Source organism: Acidiphilium iwatense (assembly GCF_021556475.1).
Classification (GTDB): Bacteria; Pseudomonadota; Alphaproteobacteria; order Acetobacterales; family Acetobacteraceae; genus Acidiphilium; species Acidiphilium iwatense.
Map to the genome: position 1 here is coordinate 24371 of NZ_JAKGBZ010000040.1, position 6223 is coordinate 30593.

Annotated in this window: 9 protein-coding genes; 4 read left to right on the forward strand and 5 right to left on the reverse strand. The window is 61.3% G+C overall.

Going from position 1 to position 6223, the window contains the following annotated elements:
• Positions 1-5: 5 nt before the first annotated feature.
• Positions 6-890 carry a LysR family transcriptional regulator gene (locus L2A60_RS15970; protein WP_235705442.1) on the forward strand — a complete coding sequence of 295 codons (885 nt, stop codon included), beginning with the start codon at positions 6-8 and terminating at the stop codon, positions 888-890.
• Here the strand turns inward: L2A60_RS15970 and L2A60_RS15975 are convergent.
• Positions 883-1494, reverse strand: a complete 612-nt coding sequence (locus L2A60_RS15975; RefSeq protein WP_235705443.1) for a YjbE family putative metal transport protein — start codon at positions 1492-1494, stop codon at positions 883-885. The genes L2A60_RS15970 and L2A60_RS15975 overlap by 8 nt on opposite strands.
• An 82-nt stretch (positions 1495-1576) precedes the next feature.
• Between L2A60_RS15975 and purB the strand changes: the two genes are divergently transcribed.
• The 3 genes from purB (at position 1577) to L2A60_RS15990 (ending at position 4308) form a co-directional block, all read left to right on the forward strand.
• Complete coding sequence (gene purB, locus L2A60_RS15980; RefSeq protein ID WP_235705444.1) at positions 1577-2914, forward strand: adenylosuccinate lyase; 1338 nt, start codon at positions 1577-1579, stop codon at positions 2912-2914.
• Between the two features lie 3 nt (positions 2915-2917).
• Complete coding sequence (locus tag L2A60_RS15985) at positions 2918-3637, forward strand: NRDE family protein (protein ID WP_235705445.1); 720 nt, start codon at positions 2918-2920, stop codon at positions 3635-3637.
• Between the two features lie 104 nt (positions 3638-3741).
• Positions 3742-4308, forward strand: coding sequence for a YceI family protein (locus L2A60_RS15990; RefSeq protein ID WP_235705446.1), 567 nt, complete (start codon positions 3742-3744; stop codon positions 4306-4308).
• Between the two features lie 125 nt (positions 4309-4433).
• On the opposite strand, the gene L2A60_RS15995 is transcribed toward L2A60_RS15990, so the two are convergent.
• The 4 genes from L2A60_RS15995 to L2A60_RS16010 form a co-directional block, all read right to left on the reverse strand.
• A complete protein-coding gene (locus tag L2A60_RS15995) occupies positions 4434-4823 on the reverse strand; it encodes a prepilin-type N-terminal cleavage/methylation domain-containing protein (protein ID WP_235705447.1) in 390 nt (129 codons plus the stop codon).
• Positions 4820-5197, reverse strand: coding sequence for a prepilin-type N-terminal cleavage/methylation domain-containing protein (locus L2A60_RS16000; protein ID WP_235705448.1), 378 nt, complete (start codon positions 5195-5197; stop codon positions 4820-4822). Before L2A60_RS16000 ends, L2A60_RS15995 begins: the two co-directional genes overlap by 4 nt.
• Positions 5198-5224: 27 nt before the next feature.
• On the reverse strand, positions 5225-5824 hold the full coding sequence (locus tag L2A60_RS16005; protein WP_235705449.1) for a tetratricopeptide repeat protein: 600 nt from the start codon (positions 5822-5824) through the stop codon (positions 5225-5227).
• Between the two features lie 102 nt (positions 5825-5926).
• Positions 5927-6223, reverse strand: a 297-nt coding sequence (locus tag L2A60_RS16010) for a hypothetical protein (RefSeq protein ID WP_235705450.1), incomplete at its 5' end; no start/stop codon positions are given.

Consider the following 6223-nt stretch of genomic DNA (forward strand, 5'->3'; position numbering starts at 1 on the left):
CGATCATGGAACTCACCCAGGTCCGCTATTTCGTCGCCCTCAGCCGCACGTTGAACTTCACTCGCGCGGCGGAGGTGTGCAACGTCAGCCAGCCGGCGCTGACCAGGGCGATCCAGCGGCTGGAGGAGGAGCTTGGCGGCGCGCTCCTGTTCCGGGAACGCAACCTGACCCAGATGACCGAACTCGGCCGCTCGATGCTGCCGCATCTGGAAACCATGCTAAATGCCGCCGAAAGTGCCGCATCGCTCGCCGAGGCCCGGCGCCGTCAGCCACCATCAACGCTGAAAATCGGTCTTGGCCCCGGCATCGCCGCCGGTGCGATCGCGTTTGCGATCCGCGAGGTCGCGTCCATCCTGCCCGATCTCGCGGTGCGGTTCGAGGAAGCCGGGCCAGCGGCACTGGCCGAGCAGATGCTCGCCGACATGCTCGACTGCGCGCTCCTGCCGGCGGATTGCGAGCTGCCCGAACGGCTCAATCATTGGCCGCTCTATGAGGAACGCGCGATCGTGGTGGTGCCGTCCGCGCACCCGCTCGCCGGGCGGCAGAGCATCACCGCCGCCGACCTGCTGGGCGAAACGCTGCTCTTGGGTGAACGCTGCGGCGGATTTGCCGGGCGGATCGGCCCGGAATCCGGCCTGCAATTCCGGCTGCGCCGTTGCGGTGGGTCCTGGGCGCATCTGCTCGATCTGGTGGGGGCAGGACTTGGCGTCGCGATCCTGTCCGAGCGGCTGGCGATTCCGGCACCGCTGATCGCCTGCCGCCTCGGCGAGCCGGACATGACCCGCGGGATCGAACTCGCCGCCGTGGCGGGACGGCCGCAAGGCCCGGCGGTGTCGGGTTTCATCAAGCTGTGCCGCGCGCGGCGCGGCAAGGCGTTCGGGCTTAGCTGAACCAGCGCGGGAGCGGAATTCCGATATGGGGTGCGATCTGGATCAGCCCGGCATGGATCATGTCGAGCGCGACATAGAGCACGATCGCCAGCCCGATCCAGACCAGCCAGCGATGTCGGGTGAGCAGCTTGGCCACAACATTCGCGGCAATTCCCATCAGGGCGACCGACACCACCAGCCCAACGGCAAGCAAAGCCGGGCGGTTGCGCGCGGCGCCGGCGACCGCGAGCACGTTGTCCAGGCTCATCGACAGATCGGCGATGACGATGCGGATCGCCGCGTCGCGCAGCCGCATCGGAGCGGCGCCGTGCGCTTCGGCGGGCGCGCGGGAAAATTCCCGCCAGGATTTCCAGGCGACGTAGAGCAGCAGAATGCCGCCAGCCAGCATCAGGCCGATCACCGCGAGCAGCCGCAAGGCGACCAGCGCGAGGGCGATGCGGATCGCGGTCGCCGCGCCGACGCCGATCAGGATCGCCTGACGCTGCTGCCGCTTCGGCAGGCGCGCGACCGCGAGCCCGATCACGATGGCGTTGTCGCCCGCGAGAACGAGGTCGATCATCAACACCTGGGCCAGGATGGCGAGATCGGCGAGGGCGAACGGCATCCACCCCTGGTTCGCGGCAACGGATCGGCTTGTCAACGGCAGCGGCGCGGACCAAAACGACGGCGGTTTGAGGAGCGAAAATATGGTCCCGCGCTATTCACGGCAGGAAATGGCTTCGATCTGGCAGGATCTGAACCGCTACCGCATCTGGTTCGAGATCGAGGCATTGGCCGCCGAGGCGATGGCCACCCTCGGCGACATCCCCGCCGATTCCGCGCGCGCGATCCGTGAAAAGGGCGGTGCGTGGATCGCGGCGATGACCGAGGCAGATGTCGAACGGATCGCCGGGATCGAGCGCGAGACGCGGCATGACGTGATCGCCTTCCTGACCTGGCTCGCCGAGGGAATCGGGCCGGACTCGCGTTTCGTGCATCTCGGCATGACCTCCTCGGACGTGCTCGACACCTGCCTTGCGGTGCAGCTGACCCAGGCGACCGATCTTCTGCTCCAGGGCGTCGATGCGGTGATGGCGGCATTGAAGCGGCGGGCGATCGAGCACAGGCACACGCCCACCGTCGGCCGCAGCCACGGCATTCACGCCGAGCCCACCAGTTTCGGGCTGAAACTCGCCGGCCATTACGCGGAATTCGCGCGCGACCGCGAGCGCCTGATCGCGGCGCGGCGGGAAATCGCGACCTGCGCGATTTCCGGCGCGGTGGGTACCTTCGCGCATCTCGACCCCGGCATCGAGGCGCATGTCGCGGCAAGGCTGGGGCTGGCCGTCGAGCCGGTTTCGACCCAGGTGATCCCGCGTGATCGCCACGCCGCCTATTTCACCACGCTCGCGGTGATCGCCTCCGGCATCGAGCGGCTGGCGACCGAAATCCGCCATCTGCAGCGCAGCGAAGTGCGCGAGGCCGAGGAATTCTTCCATCCGGGCCAGAAGGGCTCGTCGGCGATGCCGCACAAGCGCAATCCGGTGCTGTCGGAAAACCTCACCGGCCTTGCCCGCCTGGTGCGGGGCTATGCGCTGCCGGCGCTGGAAAACGTTGCCCTCTGGCACGAGCGCGACATCAGTCATTCCTCGGTCGAGCGGGTGATCGCGCCGGATGCGACGATCGCGCTCGATTTCGCGCTGCAGCGCCTGGCCGGACTGGTGAAAAAGCTCACGATCCATCCCGAGCGCATGGCGGAAAACCTGGAAAGCCTCGGCGGCGTTGTGCATTCGGGTGAGGTTCTGCTGGCGCTGGCCCGCGCCGGGATTTCACGCGAGGACGCCTATCGGATCATCCAGCGCAACGCGATGGCGACCTGGACCACACTCGGCAAAACCGACGCGCGCTCGTTCCGCGATCATCTGATGGCCGATCCCGAGGTCGCTGGCCGGATCAGCCCGGAGGCGATCGACGCGGCGATGGATTCACGCTCCCACCTTGCCCGCGTAGATCAGATTTTTACCCGCGTGTTCGGTACCGACTGACCGATGTGCTCGGTCATCATCTCGTTTCTGCCCGGCGAGCGATGGCCGGTGGCGATCGGCGCCAACCGCGACGAAATGCTCGACCGCGCATGGGACGCGCCGGCACGGCACTGGCCGGACCGGCCGGGAATCGTCGCCGGGCGGGACCGGCTCGCCGGCGGCACCTGGATCGGGCTGAACGATCACGGCGTGGTCGCGGCTCTGCTCAACCGCATCGGCAGTCTTGGCCCCGCCGCGGGCAAGCTCAGCCGGGGCGCGCTGCCGCTGATCGCGCTGGAGGAATCAACCGCCGGAGCCGGCGCCGCACGGATCGCGGCGCTCGATGCCGGCCGCTATCGCAGTTTCAACATGGTGGTCGCCGATGCCTCCGGCGGATTTTTGCTCCGCGGTCTGGAATGCGATCACCCCGATATCATGCCAATAGAGCCTGGCATCACCATGGTCACGGCGCATGATCCGAACGACATGAACAGCCCGCGCATCGCCCGCTACAGGCCGCAATTCGAGGCTTTGCCCCGCCCCGATCCGGGTGCCGATGATTGGGCGGCCTGGGCGGCATTGCTGGCCGATCGCGGCCCGCCCGCCGAAACCGCGCTGAATGTCGGGCCGCGCGGCGGGTTCGGCACGGTCTGTTCCAGCCTGATCGGGCTCGCGCCCGATGACCGGCGATTTCTGTTCGCGCCCGGACCACCCGATCGCGTTAAATTCGCCACAATTTTCTGAATATTATCAAAATTGAGAAGAGTGCTCGCAGAAATCTGTTGTTCAAGATTGACGTATATGGCAATCAGTGACGGCAATCGTCATATACTGGAGGAAACAGCACCATGATCCGATCGCTTCTGCTTGCCGGCTTCGCCTGTGGCGCCCTTGCGCTTTCCGCCGTGCCGGCCATCGCCGCGCCGGAGACCTTGCAGCTCACGCCCGGCAACATGCTGGCCCAGACCCATTCGAGCGCCATATTGTTCACCATTACCGGCACCTATCGACAATTGGCCGGCACGCTGAATTTCGATCCGGTGGCGAAAACCTGCGCGGTCGATGTGACGTTCCAGACCCGCAGCCTCGCGCTGCCGAACGCGATCGTGCGCGGCCAGGTGATGTCGAAGGGCTTCCTCGACCCCGACCAGTATCCGACGACCAGCTACAAGGGCACGTGCACCGATAACGGCACCGTGCTTGCGGGCAATCTGACCATGCACGGCCAGACCCATCCCTTCGACATGAAGGTGACCTACCGGATGGACGGCAACACGCTTGTCGGGCTCGATACCGCGGGGACCCTCGATCGCTACAATTGGGGCCTGAACGGGCTGCAGATGATGGTCGGCAAGATGATCAAGGTGACCAACGACATTTCGCTGAACGGCAAGCCGCCCACGCCGGCCTCGTGAATGCACAACGCCTGATTAGCGTGGCTGCCCTGTGTTTCACGTGAACATAGGGCAGTTTAGGGAGCCTCTTCTGGCGATATTTCCTTTCAGCTATATCGAGGACGGCCCGCAAGCACAATACGCGCTCAACAAGAAGCCGATCCGACCGCCCGGATCGGCTTTCGTCGTTCCGGCATCGACAGGCTGCGAAAATGCGCCATGCTCGTCCCCTGCGTCTCGAGCGCCGGAGCCAGAAATGACAAACTGTCGGATGTGCCTGCAAAATCGACGCTGCCGGAACGGCCGTGAACGACCCACGCCGGATAGGCGCGGCCGAGTTCGCGGGTCAGAATCCGCCGGAAATCGGCGAAATCCCGCTGGTTCGTCGTGACCGCCGTCACTCTTGCCCGAGCGGCGATACCCAGCGAGATCACCCCGGCAAGCACCGCGATCAACATGCCTGACAGAACAAGGACGACCAGCATCTCGAGGAGGGTGAATCCATCGCTGCCTCGGTGTTCGGCAGATCGGATCATGATGCGGGTTGCCGGGGCGCGACCCGCAACGTGCGCCACTGGCCGATGACAGGACCGGATCGCGCCGCGATCGAGAGCACGATCCGGTCGAGTGGCGGGGCGGTGCGGGGACCGGGGTTCGGCGCGACCGAGAGGCGCCAGAACAAATTGTCCTTGTGGCTTCTGGTGACGCCGAGCCGTAATGGCGTATCGCGACCGAGACCGGCGAGCAGGGAATCGGCAAGGGCCACGGCATGGTCTTCGGTGGCGATCCGTTCGGCTCGGGCAAGGCTGTCGGCAATCGCCCCGGTCAACAGCCCCAGCGCAAGGCCCAGAATGACCAAGGCAACCAAAACCTCAAGAAGGGTAAATCCTTTATCTGAAAATTCCTGCACGGATTTGCTACAGCAATCAATAAGCACTCACCGGTAATATTTTTCATCAAGAGGAATCTTTCTAATTGATTTTATTATCAAATCGACCTGATAATAAAATAGTGTCATATATATATAAATAGCCTTAATTTTTTGTAAAATTCCAAAATCTTTCATCAGAAAAATATGTGCCAAAAGAGCTCTTGACCAAATATGCCCATTTCTCGAAGAAATTTTCAAAAGATCTATAGTTCTTTGTAAATCCTTATTCACATAATGGCCATTATAATACATAACTGCTAAATTAAAAACGGATGGATCATACTTATTATTTGCGCCCCACGAAAAGGCGTCGAACGCTAATTCATAATCTCGCAATTTATAAAATCCTTTTCCGAAATAGAATGACGCTTCTATTAAATTTTTTTCTTTTGCTACATATAGTAATTTTTTTGCTCTCTCCAAAACATTTGAAACATTGGCTCCCTTTCTAAACATGCCGGAAAGGTAAATTATACTGAGGCGAGACCCGCCTAACGCAAATTTTTCCAGTTCAGAAAAAGATTTTTCTGCGTCAATAGATCGATCCAAATAAGATTTTTCTATTTGGTTACGAAACGGCTCGTCTTCATCATTGTATATGTACATAATTTTTCTACGCTGGTTTCTTTGGTGGTTCTTGCGTCACTGGAGATGGAGTATAGATCACCTTAGGGGATTCTGGGAAATCTGGGAGTTCTGCGCCCGGATTTACAATGTTTCTTGCAACACAATATATAAATAATGCGCAATACGACCAGTTTCTGAGCCCCGCAATTTCTTCCGGGGCACCACTAAACTGAGCTTCCTTCTTTTGAATTGCACAGCCCATTGATCCGAAACGATAATTTGTGATCGGGCGGGGTGGTTACTGGGTACAGCGGATGGCGAGATTGCGGTGGTGACGGTGTTGCGCGTCAGTGTCGCGAGGTCTGCGATCAGGCTGTGGAAGCTGTGGACCGGCAAGCCATCGTCGGTCTGTTTGGTGGTCTGTTTGCGGAGTGCTGC